The sequence below is a fragment of the Methylobacterium persicinum genome (genome assembly GCF_022179525.1).
Taxonomy (GTDB): Bacteria; Pseudomonadota; Alphaproteobacteria; order Rhizobiales; family Beijerinckiaceae; genus Methylobacterium; species Methylobacterium persicinum.
The window spans coordinates 87200-104066 of sequence record NZ_BPQX01000023.1; the positions used below are offsets into that span (position 1 = coordinate 87200).

Sequence of the window (16867 nt, forward strand, 5' to 3'; positions counted from 1 at the left end):
ATTCCGGCTCCAGGACCAGGGCGCGGGCGCGCCGCGTGCTTGGCCGGAGGTTTCGTCACGGCCTCTTGCTCCTCTAGCCACTAGAGGAAGTACAGCGATGTCCGAGAGATGCGGAAGGCACCGGCGATGAGCGACGCTGTAACCCTGGACCGGACGGAGGCCCCCCCGACGCGCCTGCGCGTTTCGGGGATGGATTGCGCTTCCTGCGCCGCCAAGGTCGAGAATGCCGTGCGGCGCCTGCCCGGCATCGAGGACATTCAGATTTCTGTGGCGACAGAGACGCTGACGGTGCGTCACGGCCCGGGCATCGATGCGCGGGCCATCGCCGCGACAGTTCGTGGACTGGGCTACGGCGCCGAGGATCCCGAGGCGACCACCGCGTCGGACACGGACACGCCTGAGCTTCCCTGGTGGCGGGCACCGAAGGCGCTTCTGGCCTTCGCCTGCGGGACGGCCCTGGTGTTGGCCTACGCCATCGGCCATGCCGCGCCGGTGACGGAGCGCTGGGCTTTCCTAGTCGCCATGATGGTCGGGCTAGTGCCGGTCGCACGGCGTGCCGTCGCCGCGGCCTGGCACGGGACGCCGTTCTCCATCGAGACACTGATGTCGGTGGCGGCGATCGGCGCGACCCTGATCGGGGCGACCGAGGAGGCGGCGACGGTCGTGTTCCTGTTCCTGGTCGGCGAGGTGCTGGAGGGCGTCGCCGCCGGCCGCGCCCGGGCGAGCATCCGCGGCCTCACGGGCCTGGTGCCGGACACGGCGCTGCTGGAGCGCGGAGGGGAGACGGAGCGGGTGCCCGCAGCGAGCCTGAGGGTCGGGACGACCGTCCTGGTGCGTCCCGGCGACCGCGTCCCGGCCGACGGGACCGTCCTCGACGGCGAGAGTGCGGTGGACGAGGCGCCGGTCACCGGCGAGAGCGTGCCGCGGCGCAAGGGCCCGGGCGAGCCCGTCTTCGCCGGGACGGTCAACGGCGACGGCGCGCTCCGCGTCCAGGTGACTGCGGCGGCGCGAGACAACACCATCGCGCGGGTGGTTCGTTTGGTGGAGGAGGCGCAGGAGGCCAAGGCTCCGACCGAGCGCCTGATCGACCGGGTCTCCAAGGTCTACACCCCGGCCGTCGTGGGCGTTGCATTCCTCGTCGCCGTGCTCCCGCCCCTCGTCGCCGGGGCCGCCTGGGCCGAGTGGGTCTACAAGGGGCTGGCCATCCTGCTGATCGGCTGCCCGTGCGCCTTGGTCATCTCGACCCCGGCAGCCATCGCGGCCGGGCTCTCGGCGGGCGCCCGGCGCGGCCTGCTCATCAAGGGCGGCGCCGTCCTGGAGCGGCTAGCCGCCGTCACCATGGTCGCCTTCGACAAGACCGGTACCCTGACCGAGGGCAAGCCGGTCGTCACCGACGTCGTGGGATTCGGTCGGTCCGAACGGGACGTACTCTCGCTCGCGGGCGCCCTTGAGGGCGGCTCCTCGCACCCCCTCGCCCGGGCGGTCCTGGCGAAGGCGGCGGAGGCCGGGGCGCCAGTGCCCCCGGCCTTCGGGGCTCAGGCGCTCGGCGGCAAGGGCGTGACCGGCAAGGTCGGCGGCCTCGACCTGTTCCTCGGTTCGCCGCGCGAGGCGGCGGCGCGCGCGGCGCTCACGGCTGAGCAGGAGGCGCGGGTCTCCGCCCTGCACGGCGAGGGCAAGACCGTCGCCGCCCTGGTGGTGAACGGGGTGCTGGCCGGCCTGCTCGGCATGCGCGACGAGCCTCGGTCCGATGCGAAGGCCGGGATCGACCGGCTTGCGGCGCAGGGCATCGAAGCAATCGTGCTCACCGGCGACAACGCCCGCACCGCCGGGGCCGTGGCCGGGGCCCTCGGCATCGAGGCGCAGGCGGAGCTCCTGCCGGAGGACAAGCAGCGGATCGTGCGCGAGCTTCAGGCCCGGGGCCTGGTCGTGGCGAAGGTTGGCGACGGCATCAACGACGCCCCGGCGCTCGCGGCGGCCGACGTCGGCATCGCGATGGGCGGCGGCACCGACGTCGCCCTGGAGACGGCCGACGCCGCGGTGCTGCACGGGCGCGTCGCCGACGTGGCGCGCATGGTCGAGCTCTCCCGCCGGACACTGGCGAACATCCGGGCGAACATCGGCATCGCCCTCGGCCTGAAGGCGGTGTTCCTGGCGACGACGGTGGCCGGCCTCACCGGGCTCTGGCCCGCGATCCTCGCCGACACCGGCGCCACGGTCCTCGTGACCGCGAATGCCCTGCGGCTCCTGCGGACGCCGGCTGGATGACGCCCGCGGTCCGGCACGCGTCCGGCCCAGGAAAGTCAGAGCGCGCGGCCGATGCGGGGCCTCATGCGCTGAATGTACGTGGATAGGCGGGATGGCGAACGAGGTTTCGATGAGGCGGCGCGCGCTCTCCGGCTGTGCAGGCATCCTGCTGTCGTTCCTATCCGGCTGTGGAGGAGAGGGGCTGCCCGGTATCCAAGTCGGCTCGGGCGAGGGCGGCAGCACGTTCGGCCTGGACTCCCTGCCTTTCCAGATCCAGCGCGCCGACGGCAGCGTCCTGACCGGTCACGCATCGGTCCGCCTGCTACGGGTCAGCTTCTTCACGCGGGACGCGAAGGGCTACGTCGTGTGCAGCGGCAGCTTCACGTTGGATCTCAAGCATGCGCCGGCGCCGGTGAGCGTCGATTGCACCGGCGCGGGCATCCTGCCCGGTACAGTCACGACGGCGTGGGCCGATCATGGGGAGGGTTCGTTCACCGAACGGTCCGGAGGCACCGCGACGTTCCGTTACGGCGCGTCGCTCTCGCCGGCCACGGGCAGCTGAGGGCCACGCCGGCCCTGGGGCATCTCAGTCGTCCGCCCTCTCGGACAAGATTGCTCCCGTCCGCGGGTCGACGTGAAATCTCACCTCCATGCCGTTCTTGATCCCCTTGCCGTCCCAGAGGCCGTCATCGGGTTTGAGCTCGGTGACCGACGTATAACCCGTGTCCAAAAGCTTCTGCCGGATCTCCGTGGCCGGCATCCAGTCCGCGCCGACACGGCCGTCGGCAAGGTCCGCCGGCGGGATCTGTCCCGTCTCGCGCGGCGTCGCCCAGGACCATAGCCCAAGGCCGCCGAGTGCGGTGAGGATGAGCAACCCGCCGGCGAGCGCGGGACGTCCCGATACTCGGCGCGCCGCGAGCCGGGCCCGCACCGCGGGCTCGGTCTCACCGTCGTCGACCGGCAGCGCCAGTATGGCCTTGGCGGGTAGTGCGAACACGCCGACCGGCCGGGCGATGTTCTTCAACGCCTGCTTGCCCCGGTCCTCGAACGGGTAGCCGAGTTTGTCCCGCACCTGATCGTGAACCGTGTGCGAGATGCAGATCCCGCCCGGCTCCGCCAAGGGTTCGAGCCGGGCCGCCACGTTGACGCCGTCACCGTAAAGGTCGCCGTCCGGCTCGGCGACCACGTCGCCGACGTTGATGCCGATGCGCAGCCTGAACGCGTGATCATCGGACATGCCGGCTTCACGCGTCAGCATCGCTCGCTGGATCGCGACGGCGCAGGACACCGCCCGAACCGGGCTGGGAAATTCGGCGATCAGCCCGTCGCCGGTCGACTTCACGACGCGGCCCCGGGCCGCCTCGATGCGTGGATCGAGCAGCTCACGACGCAAGCCCCTCAATCGGCGCAGCGTTCCCGCCTCGTCGCCGCCCATAAGGCGGCTATAGCCGACAACGTCGGCAACCAGGATGGCGGCGAGCCGTCGCTCGTCGACCTCGTCCATGCGTTTCTCCCGGAACCCTCCCAGCCAGCCTGCACCGCGCCCGCCGCGGATGGAAGGTCATGTTCCGAAGGAATCAGGTGAGCAGACATCCGAGATCACGACAGGCAAGTGCGGGCTGAAGCCTCTTTGCGAAGGTTTCACGGGCTGGGTCATCGGCTCCTTATCTGGACGATGCGATGCTTGGAACTGACCGATGAAAGGCTCGTGTAGACCGCTCCCATTCGGGAGGACGGCGACGATCTCTCGCGGCGGTCTGTGAGCGGTCGCGCCACGGCCGCGACCAGTGGCGGGAGGGACTTCCGCCATCGTCAGCGGCGTGCGCCTAGCGTTTTACGAACCCGATGTCGGCGGCGACCGCCTTCAGGCGGTCCGGCTCGCGTTCCTTGCGCTCGCTGTAGCGGTCGACGAGGTAGTCGGCCCGCTCACGGGTCAGCAGCGTGAACTTCATCAGCTCCTCGCACACGTCGACCACGCGCTCATAGAGCGGCCCAGACTTCATCCGGCCGGCGTCGTCGAACTCCTTGTAGGCCATCGGCACCGAGGACTGGTTCGGGATGGTGATCATCCGCATCCAGCGACCGAGCAGGCGCAGGGCATTCACCGCGTTGAAGCTCTGCGAGCCGCCGGACACCTGCATGACGGCGAGCGTGCGCCCCTGCGTCGGTCGCACTGAGCCCTCGCTCAGCGGCAGCCAGTCGATCTGGCTCTTCATCACACCGGTGAGGTTACCGTGCCGCTCGGGGCTCACCCACACATGTCCTTCCGACCAGAGCGAGAGCGCGCGCAGCTCCTGCACCTTTGGGTGATCCGCTGTGGTGTCGTCGGGCAGCGGCAGCCCGTGCGCGTCGTAGATCCGCACCTCGCCACCCATAGCTTCGAGCAGGCGAGCCGCCTCGTAGGCGAGAAACCGGCTGAATGAGCGCTCCCGCAGCGAGCCGTACAGGATCAGGAAGCGCGGCGCGTGCGTGAATGGCTGCTCTACCTGCAGCCGCTCCCGCGTGGGCACCTCGAAATGCGGAGCGCAGACATTCGGCAGGCCACCCGTGAATGGCGGAAGGGGCTTGTCCAAGACGCGCGTTTCTCCTACGTTCAAGCGATAATCGTAAGATTGGAACAAAGATGGACGAACGGCAAGCCCTCGCCGCCTTCGTCGGCCTCGGCCAGGAACATCGCTTGCGGCTCGTCCGGTCGCTGGTGACAGCCGGGCCGGATGGGATGGCATCCGGTGCGCTGGCTGCCGCGGTCGGCGTCTCAGCCTCCTCGGTCTCCTTCCACCTCAAGGAACTTGAACACGCTGGGCTGGTCCGGTCACGCCGCGACGGACGGTCGATCATCTACAGTGCCGACTTCCCGGCCCTGTCTGGGCTGATCGCCTTCCTGATGCGCGACTGCTGCCAAGGGCGGCCGGAAGTCTGCGCGCCCGCCCTCGCCGCACTGTCCGCCTGCTGCATTCCTCTCGGAGACACTGCCCATGCCTGACCGCGTCTACAACGTCCTGTTCTTGTGTACCGGCAACTCGGCCCGCTCGATCCTGGCCGAATCCATGCTCAACAAGGACGGAAAGGGTGTCTTCCGCGCCTTCTCGGCGGGGAGCCAGCCGAAGGCCGACGTGAACCCGATGGCCGTCCAGGTCCTGCGCGAGAGCGAGTACCCGACCGAGGGCCTCCGCTCGAAGTCGTGGGACGAGTTCGCCGGCCCCGACGCGCCGGTGATGGATTTCGTCTTCACGGTCTGTGACAACGCCGCCGGCGAGGCGTGCCCGTACTGGCCCGGCCAGCCGGTCACCGCCCATTGGGGCATTGAGGATCCCGCCGCAGTCGAGGGTTCGGAGATCGAGCGGAAGACGGCCTTCATCACCGCGCAGCGCTTCCTCAAAAACCGGATCTCGGCGTTCGTGGCGCTGCCCATCGGCGGCCTCGATCAGGTCGCGCTGTCTTCCAGGGTCCGGGAGATCGGGCAGCTCGCCGGTGCCACCTCGCCCCGCCCGGAGTTCGCGTGATGGACGTCGTCATCTACCACAACCCGGATTGCGGCACGTCGCGTAACACCCTGGCGCTGATCCGCAACGCTGGGGTCGAGCCGCACGTGGTCGAGTACCTGAAGACGCCCCCGAGCCGCGCCATGATACGCGACCTCGCCCGGCGGGCGGGCATCAACGTCCGTGACCTGCTGCGCGAGAAGGGCACGCCGTATGCGGAATTGGGGCTGTCCGACCTGGCGCTCTCCGACGAGCAACTGCTCGATGTCATCGGCGAGCACCCGATCCTGATGAACCGTCCGCTAGTGGTCAGCCCGAAGGGCGTGCGCCTGTGCCGCCCGTCGGAGGCGGTCCTCGACCTCCTGCCCGCTCAGCAGGGCGAGTTCGTCAAGGAGGACGGCGAGCGCGTCGTTGACGAACAAGGTCGGCGCGTGGCCACCGCCTGACATTCTCGCATCCACCGACGACGTGCCGCAGGGCGATCCGGACCCCGGACCGTCCACGCTGCCGTGCGGCCCGATCCCGCCCCGTCCCACGCAAGAACAGGCCGCGATGCTCGCGCTCATCATCTTCGCCGTCACCCTGGTGTTCGTCATCTGGCAGCCGAAGGGTTTCGGGATCGGCTGGAGCGCACTGATCGGCGCGGCGGTCGCGCTCGCGACCGGCGTCATCCACCCCGGCGACATTCCGACCGTCTGGCACATCGTCTGGGACGCCACCTTCACGTTCGTGGCGCTGATCATCATCTCGCTGCTGCTCGATGAGGCCGGGTTCTTCCACTGGGCGGCCCTGCACATCGCCCGATGGGGCGGCGGTCGCGGTCGGCGGCTGTTCCCACTGGTGGTCCTTCTCGGGGCGGCCATCGCGGCGGTGTTCGCCAATGACGGCGCGGCCCTGCTGCTGACGCCCATCGTGCTCGCCATCTTGATCCGGCTCGACTTCAGGCCGGCCGCCGCGCTCGCCTTCATCGTCGCCTGCGGGTTCGTGGCGGATTCGACCAGCCTGCCGCTGGTGATCTCCAACCTCGTGAACATCGTCAGCGCGAACTACTTCGACGTCGGCTTCGGTCGGTATGCCGCCATAATGGTGCCGGTGGACCTGGTGTCGCTCGCCGCCACCCTGATCGTGCTCTGGGCCTACTACCGGCGGGACGTCCCCGATGCGTACCCCGTCCAAGAGCTGGAGCCGCCCCGGGAAGCCATCAAGGACCCGCTCGTGTTCCGCGCCGCCTTCCCGCTGCTTGGGCTCCTGCTCGTGGCCTACTTCGTCACCGCACCGTTCGGCGTCCCGGTGTCGGTCGTCACCTGTGCCGGCGCGGCGGTGCTCCTGCTGCTGGCCGGCCGGACCGGCGTGATCCCGATCCGGAAGGTGCTGACCGGCGCCCCCTGGCAAATCGTGCTGTTCAGCCTCGGCATGTACCTCGTGGTCTACGGCCTGCGGAATGCCGGTCTCACCGACTACCTGGCACGGGGCCTGGTCTGGCTGGCGGCCCATGGGATCTGGGTCGCCACCATCGGTACCGGCTTCGCCGCCGCCATCCTGTCCTCGGTGATGAACAACATGCCGAGCGTGCTCGTCGGGGCGCTCTCCATCCAGCAGGCCCCGGACCTGTCGCCGCTGACCCGGGAGCTGATGGTCTACGCCAACGTCATCGGCTGCGACCTCGGCCCGAAGTTCACGCCGATCGGCAGCCTCGCGACCCTGCTGTGGCTGCACGTCCTCGACACCAAGGGCCAGAGGATCACGTGGGGCCAGTACATGAAAGTCGGCCTGACCATCACCCCGCCGGTGCTTCTCGTCACCCTCATCGCCCTCGCGATCTGGCTCCCGATCCTCGGGGCGCGCTGAACCCGGGCCGGCGCGTGGGCCCTGTCCACCCCGACGCTGGTCGCCCGTCATCGCTGTCCTCGACCGCGAACGGTCCGAGGCTTCCGCTGCCGCCCGGTTCGGACCGCCTGTAATTCCACAGTTATCGAATTAGGTGTTGCACCTGCGGGTGTCCCGCGCCATCATACTTCCATGGACATCGAATTAGCCGCCCGGCAGCTTGAGGCGCTCGGCAGCCCGACGCGCCTGAAGGTTTATCGTGCCCTCGTCCGCGCGGGCCATGACGGCCTGCCGGTGAGGGGGCTCCAGCAGCGCGTCGGCATCCCGGCCTCGACGCTTTCGCACCACCTTCACCGCCTGATCCTGACCGGATTGGTGGTTCAGGAGCGCCAGGCCACGACGCTGATCTGCCGGGCGGTCTACCCGGCGATGCGAAGCCTCGTCGGGTTCCTGGTGGATGAGTGCTGCTTGGACGAACAATGCGGCCGGGCCGGCGAGGCGGCCTGACCGTCTCATCGTATCTGATATTTCGATTATTCTGGAATATAGGAAGGATAGGTCGATGGCGACGGAGAACCAACATCCCGTGACGGTCATCGGTGCTGGGCCCGTGGGCCTTGCCGCCGCTGCGCACCTCATTGCGCGCGGTCTGCCGGTCAGGGTCTACGAGGCTGGCGCCACCGTAGCGGCACACGTGCGCGACTGGGGGCACGTTCGCCTGTTCTCGCCCTGGGAGTACAACGTCGATCCGATGGCCCGCGAGATCCTGCTGCGGCATGGCTGGCGGGAGCCGGCGGCTGACGCGTTCCCCACTGGGGCGGAACTAGCATCGGCCTACCTCGAACCTCTCGCCGGGACCCCGGAGCTCGCCCCCGTCATCGAGACCGGTGCGCGGGTGAGCGCCATCAGCCGCCTTGGCATCGACAAGGTCGGCAGTCGTGACCGAGCGGACCGACCGTTCGTCCTGACGGTGATCGATGCCCACGGCGGAACGCGGCGCGAGCTGGCCCGGGCCGTCATCGATGCCTCCGGAACCTGGTCGACCCAGAACCCGCTCGGCGCGGACGGACTGACCGCGGCGGGCGAGGCGGACAATGTCACCCGCGTCGCGCGCGGCATCCCGGACGTCGCCGGGCGGGAGCGCACCGCATTCCAGGGCCGGACGACAGCTGTGGTCGGCGCCGGGCATTCCGCGGCGACGGTGCTGCTCGATTTGGCGCGGCTGGCCGAGGAGTCCCCGGATACCCGGGTCGTATGGGTCACCCGCAGCGGCAACCTCGCCCGCGTGTTCGGGGGTGGATCCGCCGACCGATTGGCCGCGCGCGGCGCCCTGGGTTCCCGCCTCAGGGCGCTCGTCGATGCGGGCCGCGTCGAGCTCGTCCCGGGTTTCGCCGTGGCGGGCGTCCATCGCGACGGGGATCGGGTCGCGCTTGAGGGCCGGGATACCGGAGGATCACGCCGCCTGTGTCCGGTCGACCGCGTCGTCGTGGCGACCGGCCAGCGACCGGACCCGAACCTCACGCGCGAGATCCGCGTCGACCTCGACCCCGCGCTGGAGAGCGTGCGGGCGCTCGGGCCGCTCATCGACCCGAACGAGCATAGCTGCGGTTCGGTGAGGCCGCACGGCCATCGCGAGCTCGCCCATCCCGAGCCGGGCTTCTACACCGTCGGCATCAAGTCTTACGGACGCGCGCCGAACTTCCTGATGCTGACCGGCTACGAGCAGGTCCGCTCGGTGGTCGCCGCCCTGGCCGGCGACCTGGCGGCCGCCGACGACGTCCGCCTCGTCCTGCCCGAGACCGGGGTCTGCTCCCTGCAGCCCGCCGAGGCCGCGCAGGGCTGCTGCGGTGGGACATCCGTCACCGGTGTGGCGGCGGTCGAGGCCCCGTCCTCCGCCGAACCGGCCCGCTGCTGCGGTGCCGCGGCATGAGGGATCGTCACCGCCTGGTGGTGATCAGCGCCCTCGGCATCGTTCAGATCCTCGCTTGGGGGTCGTCGTTCTACCTCCTGGCGGTGCTCGGCCAGCCGATCGCGACCGATACCGGCTGGCCTCTTGCCTGGATCATCGGCGGCCTCTCGGTGGGGCTGCTGGTGGCCGGCTTGGTGTCGCCCCGGGTCGGTTCGTATATCGGCCGGAACGGAGGGCGGTCGGTCCTCGCGCTCGCCACTGTCCTACTCGCGGCCGGCCTCGTGATCCTCGCCCTGGCACCGACCCTGCCGACCTTCGTCGCCGGCTGGCTGGTCCTCGGCCTCGGGATGGGGACAGGCCTGTACGATCCAGCCTTCGCCACCCTCGGCCGGCTCTACGGCGCCGAGGCGCGGCCGGCCATCACCACGCTCACCCTCTGGGGCGGGTTCGCCAGCACCGTGAGCTGGCCGCTCTCCGCCTTCCTCCTCGAACGGGTCGGCTGGCGGGGGACGTGCCTCGCCTACGCCGGGCTGCACCTCGCAGTGACCCTGCCGCTGGTCCTCGCCCTGATCCCCGAGGCTGCGGCGCTCCCGACCGGGTCGGCATCGGGCCCGATCCGGACCGCCCCCCTGGATGCGCGCGAGCGCCGGGCCTTCCTGCTCATGGCCGGGGTCCTGACCTTGGGTGGCACGGTGATGGCGCTGGTCTCGGTCCATCTGATCACGCTGCTGCAGGCCCGCGGCGTCGCGCTCGGCTCGGCCGTGGCCTACGGTGCCCTGATCGGTCCCGCCCAGGTCGGAGCGCGGGTAATCGAGATGGCCGGCGGTGGCCGGCACCATCCATTGTGGACGCTGACGGCGGCGATGCTCCTCGTCGCCCTCGGGATCGTGATGCTGGCTTTAAGAGTACCGGTCGTTGGGCTGGCCCTGGTCCTCTACGGGGCCGGAAACGGGATCTACTCCATCGCGCGCGGCACGGTGCCGCTGGCTCTCTTCGGCCCGACCCGCTACGCGCCGCTCGTCGGCCGTCTAGCGCGGCCTGGCCTGGTGGCGCAGGCCTTGGCCCCGTCGCTCGGAGCGGTCCTGCTGACCCACGGCGGCCCAGACGCGGCCTACGGTCTGCTCGCCGCCCTGGCGTTGGCGAACGTGGGGTTGGCCCTGGCGCTCTGGCGGGTCCGGGAGCCGACCGTCGCGGCGCCGGCGGCGTGACGGCCGTTGGCGCGACCTGAGAAGGTCGTCCTCAAGGTCGCCCCGGGACCGATTGCGACACCCGGCGCGGTGATGTTGTCCCATGTGAGTGTGTGAGCCGGTCAGTCCTGCCAGGGACACCGATCCTGACCACGGCGGGATGTGTCGTGCGCCCTTCTCGCTCCCTACCGCCACGGTGGCCATGCCGGACGACTTGACCCTTGAGGCGCGCCTGGAGCGCGTTCTCGACCGCCAGCGCATCCTCGGCGCCTTCGCCCGCATCGCCTCCGAACCGCTCTCGCGCGAACGGCTGATGCAGAACGCCACCGCCCTGGTATCACGGGCCTTCCAGGTCCGGCGCGTCAAGATCATGCGCTATCGAACCGACCCTGGGGACCTCCTTGTCGAGGCGGGGGTGGGCTGGAAGCCCGGCGTGGTCGGGCAGGTCACCCTTGCCATCGACCGTGCCTCGCCGCCCGGCCGGACGCTGCAGACCGCCTCGCCCGTCATCATTGAGGACCTGCCGCACGACCCGGACTTCCGTTACGCGCCGAGCTTGCGCGATCACGGGATCATCTCCGTCGTCAACGTGCCGATCATGTTTGATGGCCGCGTCTGGGGCGTGTTCGAGGTCGATGCCGACGAGCCCCGCACGTTCGACGAGGCGGACGTCGGTTTCCTGACCGCGTTCGCCAACCTGCTCGGCATGGCTCTGCAGCGGCAGGACGCCCAGGACAGGACCGTAGAGGTCCTCGCCGAGAACGCGCGGGCCACGGAACGCGCCGAGATGCTCCTGCGCGAGCTCCAGCATCGCGTGAAGAACAACTTCCAAGTCATTCTGTCCTTCCTGGCGCTCCAGCGGCGGCATACCCAGACGCCGGACGCGCGCGAGCGCTTCGGCACGGTCATGGACCGGGTGCATGCCATCGCACTGGCGCACGATCAGCTCTCGACAAGGGAGGGCGGCGCCGACGTGGTGTTCGGCGACTACGTCCGGGCTCTGTGCGCGAACATCGACCCGGGTCGGGACGGCGTCATCATCGAGGTGGTGGACGGCTACGCGACGCTGCCGCTGGACCGGGCGGTGCCGGCCGGGCTCATCGTCAACGAGCTGGTCACCAACTCGCTGAAATACGCCTTTGACGATGATGGCCGGGGCATGATCCGCGTGGTCATCGAGCAGCATCCGGACCTCGGCGAGGTCTGCCTCACGGTCGAGGACGACGGCAAGGGGCTCGGACCGCCGCGCGAGGGCGGTTTGGGGCTGACCTTGGTCGAGGGATTCGCGCTGCAACTCGGCGGTCGGGTCGAGCGGGGTGCGCCGGAGCGGGGCACCCGGACGACGACCTGCTTCCCGATGCCGTTGTGATGCGGTGAAGCGGTCCAGCCGCGTGGCGGCGTTCGCAGCCTATTGACCTTCCCACTATGGCAAGCCCCACATCAGCGGGACGCCACCGATGGGGGAGCGTCATGGTCCGCCGCGCGGTTTCGACGATGGGTTGCGACGGCCGCGGCGAGGCGGTCACCTGTGCTGGCCATCGCCTGACGAGCGCAGGCAACCGAGGCTGCTCGCGCCGTTCGACGAAAACAGAGATGGACTTCCGCCCGGCCCCGGAATTTGGCATGCTAATTCTGTGAACCTCTGGCTTGCCCTTCGGCGACTGTTGCCGCTCCTGGCGGTCCTCAGCCTCGTCCTGACGCCGGTGACCGCCCCAGCGGCTACCGCGGGCATGCGTATGTCCATGACGGCTCAGGCCGGTTCCGTCGCGCCCGCAGGTCATCGCCGCGACGCGGACGGCATGACCATGGATCAAGCCGATACGGACGGGATGGGCATGGCCGATATGGCCATGGACGACATGCCCTGCTGCCCGCACGAGAAGGCCACCGTGCCCGATTGCGGCAAAGGCTGCCCGATGATGGCGCTCTGCCTGGCGAGCGTCGCCTCCGTGCTGCCGACTGAAATCCCCGTCCCGGTCCCATTCGCGACACGTGCGAGCCTGTCCTGGCCCGACCTGACCTCCTCGGTCGGCATACGCGGGACGCCGTTACCCGAGCCCCCCCGAGCCTGAACCCGATGCCGCCGGCGTGAGCGCCGGCTCGATGCTGCACGCCCGCGTGCGGCCTGCCATCGCGTTCAGGAGATAACACCCGTGACCAAGAAGCTTTTTGCGCGCGCCCTCACGGCCGCGCTGTTCGGTGCCGCCCTTTCGGCGACCGCGCTCCCAGCGCTCGCCGACATCAAGGACTACCACTTCGAGCTCGTGCAGCAGCAGGCCAAGGTCGGCGAAGCCGTCCTGACGGTGCGCCTCCTCGACAAGCGAACTGGGAAGCCCGTGCCCGATGCCGTGATCTTCGCCAAGCGCATCGACATGGCGCCTGACGGCATGGACGAGATGACCTCGAAGATCGAGCAGATCGCCTCCACGGAGCCGGGCATCTATCGCTTCAAGGCGAAGCTCACGATGGCCGGCGGCTGGCGGGTGTCGCTCGGGGCGAAGGTCCAGGGCGAAACCGGCACCGTCGAGGACAAACTCGTCCTCCAGGCCGTCAAGTGAACCGCTCGATCTGGCTTGCGGGAACCCTCGTCGCGCTCGCGGCGGGGGGCACCGGCTATGTCGTGGGGCACGGGGGCGACCCCGTGCCGGCCCTCGTCGAGCGCGCCCGGACGGAGTTCGCCCACTGGCTCCCCCTTTCCGGGAAGCCGGCCGCCAAGGCCGCCTCCGCGCCCGCGAAGGCGACGGGGCCGGTGGTCTACTACCAGGACCCGGACGGGAAGCCGTCCTATGCCTCTGAGCCGACGCGCACCGCGGACGGTCGCGAATACCGCGCCGTTCACGCCGGCGAGGACGTGCGCTTCGACGAACCCGACGAGCCTGCTGCGGTCCCCGACACTGGGCACGGCGACATGACCATGGATCGGGTCGCCATGGGTCAGGGCGGCACGCCGGGCTCTGCAAGCCGCAAGGTGCGCTTCTACCGCAACCCGATGGGGCTTCCCGACACCTCTCCGGTGCCGAAGAAGGACTCGATGGGGATGGACTACATCCCCGTCTACGAGGGCGAGGACACCGACGGCGGCACCGTGGCCCTATCTCCGGGCAAGGTTCAGCGCACTGGCGTGCGGACCGCGGCCGTGGAGCGCCGGGTGCTGTCGCTGCCGGTGCGGGCGCCCGGCAGCATCGAGGAGGACGAGCGCCGGATCTCGGTCATCGCGATGCGCAGCGATGCCTTCATCGACAAGGTTGAGGGCGTCACCACGGGCGACCACGTCCACAAGGGCCAGCCACTGCTGCGGCTGTTCTCACCCGAGATGAACGCAGCCGCCGCGCAGTACCTCACCGGGATCGGCTTCGAGGGCGCCCGCCGGCGCCTTGAGAACCTCGCCATCCCGCCGGAGGTCATCGACGAGATCGAGCGCACCCGCAAGGTGCCCGCGTCCATCACGTGGTCCTCGCCGCGCGATGGCGTCGTGGTCGAGCGCAACGTCTCGGACGGGATGAAGGCCAAGTCCGGCGACGTCCTGTTCCGCATCGTCGATCACACCCGGGTCTGGGTTGTGGTCGACGTGACCGAGCGCGACCTGGCCGCAGTCGCGGAGGGTCAGAAGGCGACGGTTCGGGTCCGGGCCTTCCCGGGGCGGGCGTTCACCGGGACGGTCACGCGGATCTACCCGCACCTCAACATGGAGACCCGCACCGCGCGCCTGCGGATCGAGTTGCCGAACCCGGACGGCGAGCTGCGCCCGTCCATGTACGCCGAGGTCGAGATCGCGACGGGCACGGACAAGCCCGTGGTCGCGGTGCCGGAGGACGCCCTCATCGACACCGGGACGAAGCAGGTGCTTCTCGTCGACCGGGACGAAGGCCGCTTCGAGCCGCGTGAGGTCCAGGTTGGCGTCCGCGGCGCCGGCTACGTCGAGATCCGGAAGGGCATCTCGGCAGGCGACCGGGTGGTGACCTCGGCCAATTTCCTGATCGACGCCGAGAGCAACCTGAAGGCCGCCCTGCAGGCGCTCGCAGCGCCGCCACCAGCCGAGACGTCGGCGCTCGCCGAGGAGAAGCCGCGATGATCGCACGCCTCATCGGCTGGTCGGCCCGCAACCTCGTCTTGGTGCTGGTCGGGACGGTTTTCGCGGTCGCGGCCGGCGTCCTGGCGCTGCGGACCCTGCCCCTCGACGCCATCCCCGACCTCTCGGACGTGCAGGCCATCGTCTACACCGAGTATCCGGGTCAGGCGCCGCAGGTGGTCGAGGACCAGATCACCTATCCGCTGACCACCGCCATGCTGACGGTGCCGAGGGCGAAGGTCGTGCGCGGCTTCTCGTTCTTCGGCGTATCGTTCGTTTACGTCATCTTCGAGGACGGAACCGACCCGTACTGGGGCCGCTCGCGGGTGCTGGAGTACCTCAACGGTGCGGCCAGCCGCCTGCCGGCCGGCGTGACCCCGACGCTCGGACCCGACGCCACCGGTGTTGGCTGGGTCTATCAGTACGTCGTCGTTGCACGGGAGCGGACGCTCGCCGAGCTTCGGTCGCTGCAGGACTGGGTGGTCCGGTTCGGTGCGTCCAGGGCCGAGGGGGTGGCCGAGGTCGCCGGCGTCGGCGGCTTCGTCAAGCAGTACAACGTGGTCGTCGACCCGAACCGCCTGCGGGCGCAGGGCATCTCCCTCAACAAGCTCCGGGACGCCATCCGGGCGAGCAATGCCGACGTCGGCGGTCGCACCGTCGAGCTGTCCGAGTTCGAGTTCATGGTGCGTGGCCGCGGCTACCTGAGGAGCGTCGCCGACATCGAGAACATCGTCCTGAAGACGGCGGGCGGCACGCCGCTGCGCGTGCGGGACGTCGCTCGGGTCGAGCTAGGGCCGGATGAGCGTCGCGGCATCACCGAGATGAATGGCGAGGGCGAGGTCGCTGGCGGCATCGTCCTCCAGCGCTTCGGCGCGAACGCCCTGAACGTCATCGAAGGGGTGAAAGCGAAGCTCGCGGAGGTTGCGAAAAGCTTGCCCGCGGGCACCGAGATCCTGCCGGTCTACGACCGCTCGCAGCTCATCGACGCGGCCATCGAAACCCTGCGCCACACGCTGATCGAGGAGAGCATCGTCGTCTCGCTCGTCTGCATCGTGTTCCTGCTGCACGTGAGGAGTGCCCTCGTCGCCATCCTGATGCTGCCCGTCGGCATCCTGATGGCGTTCGTAGGCATGCGAGCCCTGGGGCTCGGGGCCAACATCATGAGCCTGGGCGGCATCGCCATCGCGGTCGGCGCCATGATCGACGCCGCCATTGTCATGATCGAGAACGCCCACAAGCACCTGGAGCGGGCGCACCCGGACAAGCCCCGGGTCGAGATCCTGGTGGAGGCCGCGGCAGAGGTGGGCCCCTCGCTGTTCTTCTCGCTCCTCATCATCACGGTGAGCTTCCTGCCGATCTTCACCCTGGAGAGCCAGGAGGGGCGGCTGTTCGGGCCGCTGGCCTACACCAAGACCTTCGCGATGGCGGCGGCCGCCCTGTTGTCGGTGACGCTGGTGCCGGCCCTCATGGTGCTGTTCGTGCGCGGGCGCATCGTGCCCGAGCACCGCAACCCGCTGAACCGGCTCCTGATCTGGCTCTATCGGCCGCTCATCGCCGGTGTCCTGCGGGCGCGGGTCCTGACCATCCTGCTCGCTGTCGGCGTGCTGGCGGCGACCGCTTGGCCGGTTGGTCAGCTCGGCTCGGAGTTCATGCCGGAGCTGAACGAGGGCACGCTGCTCTACATGCCGACGACGTTGCCGGGCATCTCGGTCACCAAGGCGGGTGAGCTCCTCGCCACCCAGGACCGCATCATCAAGTCCTTCCCCGAAGTCGCCTCGGTCTACGGCAAGGCGGGCCGCGCCAACACCGCGACCGACCCGGCGCCGATGGAGATGTTCGAGACGGTCATCGCCCTGAAGCCGAAGGCGGAGTGGCGCCCCGGCGTGACCCTCGCCAGCCTGAAGGCGGAGATGGACGGGGCGCTGCAGTTCCCAGGCGTGTCGAATGCCTGGACGCAGCCGATCCGTGCCCGCATCGACATGCTCTCGACCGGCATCCGCACGCCGGTCGGCGTCAAGGTTCTGGGCACCGACCTGACGGCCATGGAGGGCGTCGCCCGCCAGGTCGAGGCGGTGATCCGGGTGGTGCCGGGCACGTCCAGCGCCTATGCCGAGCGGGTCATCGGCGGCTACTTCCTCGACATCACGCC

General features: G+C 69.7%; 16 protein-coding genes. 14 read left to right on the forward strand and 2 right to left on the reverse strand.

What is annotated here, in order from left to right:
- Positions 1-126 precede the first annotated feature (126 nt).
- Positions 127-2265, forward strand: coding sequence for a heavy metal translocating P-type ATPase (locus tag MFF22_RS10375; protein WP_238248891.1), 2139 nt, complete (start codon positions 127-129; stop codon positions 2263-2265).
- 91 nt (positions 2266-2356) lie between these two features.
- Positions 2357-2806, forward strand: a complete 450-nt coding sequence (locus tag MFF22_RS10380; RefSeq protein WP_238248892.1) for a hypothetical protein — start codon at positions 2357-2359, stop codon at positions 2804-2806.
- A 24-nt stretch (positions 2807-2830) separates the two neighbouring features.
- On the opposite strand, the gene MFF22_RS10390 is transcribed toward MFF22_RS10380, so the two are convergent.
- Complete coding sequence (locus MFF22_RS10390; protein ID WP_370877516.1) at positions 2831-3748, reverse strand: adenylate/guanylate cyclase domain-containing protein; 918 nt, start codon at positions 3746-3748, stop codon at positions 2831-2833.
- A gap of 322 nt (positions 3749-4070) precedes the next feature.
- Positions 4071-4817 carry an arsenical resistance protein ArsH gene (gene arsH / locus MFF22_RS10395; protein WP_238248893.1) on the reverse strand — a complete coding sequence of 249 codons (747 nt, stop codon included), beginning with the start codon at positions 4815-4817 and terminating at the stop codon, positions 4071-4073.
- Positions 4818-4867: 50 nt separating this feature from the next.
- Between arsH and MFF22_RS10400 the strand changes: the two genes are divergently transcribed.
- From MFF22_RS10400 to MFF22_RS10455, 12 genes are all read left to right on the forward strand, one after another.
- A complete protein-coding gene (locus MFF22_RS10400; RefSeq protein ID WP_238248894.1) occupies positions 4868-5227 on the forward strand; it encodes an ArsR/SmtB family transcription factor in 360 nt (119 codons plus the stop codon).
- Positions 5220-5747 carry an arsenate reductase ArsC gene (locus MFF22_RS10405; protein WP_238248895.1) on the forward strand — a complete coding sequence of 176 codons (528 nt, stop codon included), beginning with the start codon at positions 5220-5222 and terminating at the stop codon, positions 5745-5747. Before MFF22_RS10400 ends, MFF22_RS10405 begins: the two co-directional genes overlap by 8 nt.
- Positions 5747-6172 (forward strand): arsenate reductase (glutaredoxin), encoded by a 426-nt coding sequence (arsC, locus tag MFF22_RS10410; RefSeq protein ID WP_238248896.1) that lies wholly within the window; start codon positions 5747-5749, stop codon positions 6170-6172. Before MFF22_RS10405 ends, arsC begins: the two co-directional genes overlap by 1 nt.
- A 106-nt stretch (positions 6173-6278) precedes the next feature.
- Positions 6279-7574: an arsenic transporter gene (locus tag MFF22_RS10415; protein WP_238248897.1), complete on the forward strand. Its 1296-nt coding sequence runs from the start codon at positions 6279-6281 to the stop codon at positions 7572-7574.
- Positions 7575-7745: 171 nt separating this feature from the next.
- Positions 7746-8060, forward strand: coding sequence for an ArsR/SmtB family transcription factor (locus MFF22_RS10420; protein ID WP_238248898.1), 315 nt, complete (start codon positions 7746-7748; stop codon positions 8058-8060).
- A 55-nt stretch (positions 8061-8115) separates the two neighbouring features.
- On the forward strand, positions 8116-9483 hold the full coding sequence (locus MFF22_RS10425; RefSeq protein WP_238248899.1) for an FAD-dependent oxidoreductase: 1368 nt from the start codon (positions 8116-8118) through the stop codon (positions 9481-9483).
- Positions 9480-10670, forward strand: coding sequence for an MFS transporter (locus tag MFF22_RS10430; RefSeq protein WP_238248900.1), 1191 nt, complete (start codon positions 9480-9482; stop codon positions 10668-10670). Before MFF22_RS10425 ends, MFF22_RS10430 begins: the two co-directional genes overlap by 4 nt.
- Before the next feature lie 181 nt (positions 10671-10851).
- Positions 10852-12018: a sensor histidine kinase gene (locus tag MFF22_RS10435; RefSeq protein ID WP_238248901.1), complete on the forward strand. Its 1167-nt coding sequence runs from the start codon at positions 10852-10854 to the stop codon at positions 12016-12018.
- Between the two features lie 265 nt (positions 12019-12283).
- Positions 12284-12721: a hypothetical protein gene (locus MFF22_RS24835; protein WP_238248902.1), complete on the forward strand. Its 438-nt coding sequence runs from the start codon at positions 12284-12286 to the stop codon at positions 12719-12721.
- An 81-nt stretch (positions 12722-12802) separates the two neighbouring features.
- Positions 12803-13207, forward strand: a complete 405-nt coding sequence (locus MFF22_RS10445) for a FixH family protein (RefSeq protein ID WP_238248903.1) — start codon at positions 12803-12805, stop codon at positions 13205-13207.
- Positions 13204-14721 carry an efflux RND transporter periplasmic adaptor subunit gene (locus MFF22_RS10450; protein ID WP_238248904.1) on the forward strand — a complete coding sequence of 506 codons (1518 nt, stop codon included), beginning with the start codon at positions 13204-13206 and terminating at the stop codon, positions 14719-14721. Before MFF22_RS10445 ends, MFF22_RS10450 begins: the two co-directional genes overlap by 4 nt.
- Positions 14718-16867, forward strand: a 2150-nt coding sequence (locus tag MFF22_RS10455) for an efflux RND transporter permease subunit (protein WP_238248905.1), incomplete at its 3' end; no start/stop codon positions are given. The genes MFF22_RS10450 and MFF22_RS10455, both read left to right, overlap by 4 nt.

Bases quoted from the DNA above. Each gene is read 5' to 3' on its own strand.
- arsC (WP_238248896.1), top strand. From the start codon at position 5,747: ATGGACGTCGTCATCTACCACAACCCGGATTGCGGCACGTCGCGTAAC.
- MFF22_RS10420 (WP_238248898.1), top strand. From the start codon at position 7,746: ATGGACATCGAATTAGCCGCCCGGCAGCTTGAGGCGCTCGGCAGCCCG.
- MFF22_RS10425 (WP_238248899.1), top strand. From the start codon at position 8,116: ATGGCGACGGAGAACCAACATCCCGTGACGGTCATCGGTGCTGGGCCC.
- MFF22_RS10390 (WP_370877516.1), bottom strand. From the start codon at position 3,748: ATGGACGAGGTCGACGAGCGACGGCTCGCCGCCATCCTGGTTGCCGAC.
- MFF22_RS10400 (WP_238248894.1), top strand. From the start codon at position 4,868: ATGGACGAACGGCAAGCCCTCGCCGCCTTCGTCGGCCTCGGCCAGGAA.
- MFF22_RS10375 (WP_238248891.1), top strand. From the start codon at position 127: ATGAGCGACGCTGTAACCCTGGACCGGACGGAGGCCCCCCCGACGCGC.
- MFF22_RS10415 (WP_238248897.1), top strand. From the start codon at position 6,279: ATGCTCGCGCTCATCATCTTCGCCGTCACCCTGGTGTTCGTCATCTGG.
- MFF22_RS10405 (WP_238248895.1), top strand. From the start codon at position 5,220: ATGCCTGACCGCGTCTACAACGTCCTGTTCTTGTGTACCGGCAACTCG.
- MFF22_RS10430 (WP_238248900.1), top strand. From the start codon at position 9,480: ATGAGGGATCGTCACCGCCTGGTGGTGATCAGCGCCCTCGGCATCGTT.
- MFF22_RS10380 (WP_238248892.1), top strand. From the start codon at position 2,357: ATGGCGAACGAGGTTTCGATGAGGCGGCGCGCGCTCTCCGGCTGTGCA.
- MFF22_RS10435 (WP_238248901.1), top strand. From the start codon at position 10,852: ATGCCGGACGACTTGACCCTTGAGGCGCGCCTGGAGCGCGTTCTCGAC.